Source organism: uncultured Clostridium sp. (genome assembly GCF_934754915.1).
GTDB lineage: Bacteria > Bacillota > Clostridia > Clostridiales > Clostridiaceae > Clostridium.
The window spans coordinates 1-3449 of record NZ_CAKVKB010000246.1 but is presented as its reverse complement, the minus strand read 5'-3'; the positions used below and the strand labels follow the sequence as shown (position 1 = coordinate 3449).

Annotated in this window: 3 protein-coding genes; all 3 read right to left on the bottom strand. The window is 43.0% G+C overall.

The window, feature by feature from the left end; genetic code table 11:
- Nucleotides 1-26 precede the first annotated feature (26 nt).
- A complete protein-coding gene (locus Q0F58_RS18280; protein WP_294379318.1) occupies nt 27-1274 on the bottom strand; it encodes a nitrate/nitrite transporter in 1248 nt (415 codons plus the stop codon).
- Nucleotides 1275-1375: 101 nt separating this feature from the next.
- Nucleotides 1376-2548 (bottom strand): Glu/Leu/Phe/Val dehydrogenase, encoded by a 1173-nt coding sequence (locus Q0F58_RS18275; protein WP_294379317.1) that lies wholly within the window; start codon nt 2546-2548, stop codon nt 1376-1378.
- Nucleotides 2549-2766: 218 nt separating this feature from the next.
- The coding region (locus tag Q0F58_RS18270) for an IclR family transcriptional regulator (RefSeq protein ID WP_294379314.1) at nt 2767-3449 on the bottom strand (683 nt) is incomplete at its 5' end.

The following is a 3449-nucleotide window of genomic DNA, read 5'->3' as shown; positions in this document are numbered from 1 at the left end:
TTTCTTTTCCCATAATCGAACCCTCTCTATATAGCCTGTTCTCTGTTTTTCTTTCCAAGACGGTAAATAGTGAAAGCAAGCACCGCACCGATGATACCTGTTATCATCAGGAATGTAAAAATGTAGTTATATCCTGCCGCTCCATGCTGATCCATCCATTTTCCAAAGATAACGGAATAAATAGAGTCCGGAAGGTAACCGATGATTGAAGCGATTCCTATGGTGGTTCCCGTCATCATTCTCGGGATTCCCGCCTCACTGACTGTGGAGAACACAACACCGTACATCATCATTGCAAATGCACCTGGGATCAGTGTGTAAAGACTTGCTGCCATTGGACTGATATCTGACGGAAGGATCATTACGATACCGAACAGCGCTGCCAGAATCAAAAATGCAGTCATCAGCCATTTACATGTTGATTTGAATACTTTATCCGCAAGGATTCCACCTACCGGTGCAAGCAGAAGCAAAAGATAATTTCTAATAATGGAGATCAGACCGGAGCTCTCCGGGGATACTCCAATTACTTCTGTAAGAAATGGATTGAAATAAGAAGTACTTGTGTAATATCCATAGCCACAGAAAATCGTAAGAGCAACTACCCATACAACCGGCATCTTTAAAAGTTTGCCCAAATCTGAGAGCTGGAATTTCGGTTCTCCATCATCTGCCGCGGAAGCACCTTTTTTGTCATCTTTCATAAGGAAAATAAGAAGGATACCTGCAACTGCCGCAACACTTCCACCGCTTATTACGGCACGTATAAAACCGGATGATACATTATCGCCTGCTGTTTTATATACATTTAATGCAAGAGCATTAGTCAGGGCACCTGTAATACCATTACATGCATAGTACAGTCCGTACATGAATCCCTGTTCTTCTTCTGTTCCGATAATACGGATTGCCTTCATCAGAGAAGACCAGAATACAAATGCGGTACTGAAAGATAAGCCCAGCCAGATCACCATGGCTACTGCAAAATTCATGGAAAACGCATAAATATATGCCAGTGCTGTTGTACTGAGAAGTGAAACTACCAGTGCCTTCTTCGGTGATACTTTATCTGCAATGATACCTCCTGGAATGTACAGGATCATATTTCCAATAGTATACATAGTCAGCATAAGTCCTGACTGTGTATTAGTGATTCCCATGGTTGAGATCTGTGCGTCATAGAATACATATTTTACATATGGTAAAAAGTAAATCGAGCCGCCTGCCAACCCCAGTGCAATAATGGTAAGATACTTTCTTAATTTCGAATTCATACAAAACCCCCTGACCCTGTATTTTTGAAAAAAGGATGCCCCATCACGGGGCATCCCCTTAATCGGTTCTCAGTGCTGGTACTTTATCAGTTATTCATCCATTACATATCCGGTGTATCGGATTTGTCAGGAGTAAACAGTCTTCTTGCTACATCTCTTGTAAACTCGCCAGTCTTGGCAGATTCTTCAAATACCACTTTTGTCTGTTTACGGATCAGATCTACGGTATCTTTTACGATTGCTGCTGCAGCATCCTCGTCGCTCATGTTCTCAATCTTAACAATACGGAAGATAACTGCCTCATAAATACGGATTCCACCAAGGTTGGAGATGAAGTCTACTGCTACATCAATGCCTTTCTTGCGAAGGATCTCATCTGCTTCCGGTGTTGTCGGAATGTTCGCTGCCTCTACGATAAGAGATGCTTTGATCTTGTCTGCATTGTCTTTATTTATAACATCTTCCAGAGCTGCCGGGATAAGGATATCACATTCCTGGCTGAGCCACTCGGAGTTCGGAAGTACCTGATAATTATCTTCAAAAGCTTCTTTATTTAACTCGCCCTTCGGAAGTCTGGTTGCAACCAGTTTCGGGATATCAAGACCATCCTTGCAGTAAACAAGTCCGTTTACATCTGCGATACCAACAACTTTATATCCCATCTTATTCAGAGAATTCACACAGCTGGCACCAACACATCCAAATCCCTGGATAACAACAGATGCGCCTTCTTTTCCGCCTTTTAATTTCCATGCTTCATCAGCTGCTGCCGCAACACCATAACCGGTGATCATATCATACATCTTGAATCCATCATATGTAAGCTCTTTCTCTGCTCTGTCATGATTTACGATACCCTGATGGATATCCGGATCTTCTTTCATGGCTTTTGTCTGAGGAATTCCGATTCCCAGATCATCAAGGATACGAAGAACTACAGAATAATCAACACCCAGATCACCACCAATGGAAACACCAGCTTTAATATAAGGAGCTGTTGCAGTAAGGAATCTGCGAAGAACATCCTCTGCATCCGGAGCCTTGTAATCATAAGCGATACCTGCTTTACATCCACCGGTTGTCAGAGATTCACAGGCTTTATATTTATATCCCATGGTTGTTGCAAGACGGATAACTTCTTCCTTGGTTACTGTAGGATGCATTCTTGTACCGCCGCCACAGTAATGCCCTACAAAGTTATATGCACACATCCATCCTTTTGCATCTGTCTCTGTGTCGTTCCATTCCACTACTACATAAGGTTTGTTTGCCATTTGAAAATCCTCCTTTAGCTTTACGTTCGTTCTTTATTGCAGAACACTGTTCTCTATATATTTTATTTTTTAACCCGGTCTGAGTACCGGGCTTGGTTCTTGGCGTTCTTTATTGGAGAACTGTGTTCTTTATTTCGTAATTCAACTATAGCACTGTTGGCATATTTTTTCAATAACAAACTTTGATTTTCATGTTTTTTGTGCAAATTTTACATATTTCACAGGAGTTTTTGTATCTTTCGCGCACTGGCCTTCAGAATTTCCGCATATTTCTGAATATTCTCCTCATTCATCCTCAAAGACGGAGCACTGATACTTAAAGCCCCCTCAGCTTCCCCTTCATGATTAAGAAGAGCCACGCCTACACATTTCACACCAAACATAACTTCCATATCGTCCACCGCATATCTGCGCTCCTGAACCAGCCGGATCTCCTCATCCAGTTTCCCGCGGTCTGTGATCGTGTACTCTGTAAAAGCCTCCAGATTCTTCGGAATATGCTTCTCACGCTCTTCCTCTGACATGGTAGCCAGAACTGATTTTCCCACACTTGTACAGTACATCTTCGAACATTCACCGGCTACCGACTTCGTCACAAGTCTCTGATTCTCCGGTGAAACCGCCTCCAGGTACAGCATATCTTCACCCTTTGGCACAGCCAGGTAAACCAGTTCCTGCACTTCATTGGCGATCTCACGCATAAACGGCACAGCAACCTTTGTAATATCAAGATTCTCCCGAAATGCGCGGCTTAACATCATAACCTCCGGTCCCAGCCGGAATTTCCCGGACTCCGGATCCTGAACCAGATACTCCATCGCAGTGAAAGTAACCAGGATATTGTGCACATTACTCTTATACAGACCCAGCTTCTCACTGATCTCCGTTACACCCAGGGGCT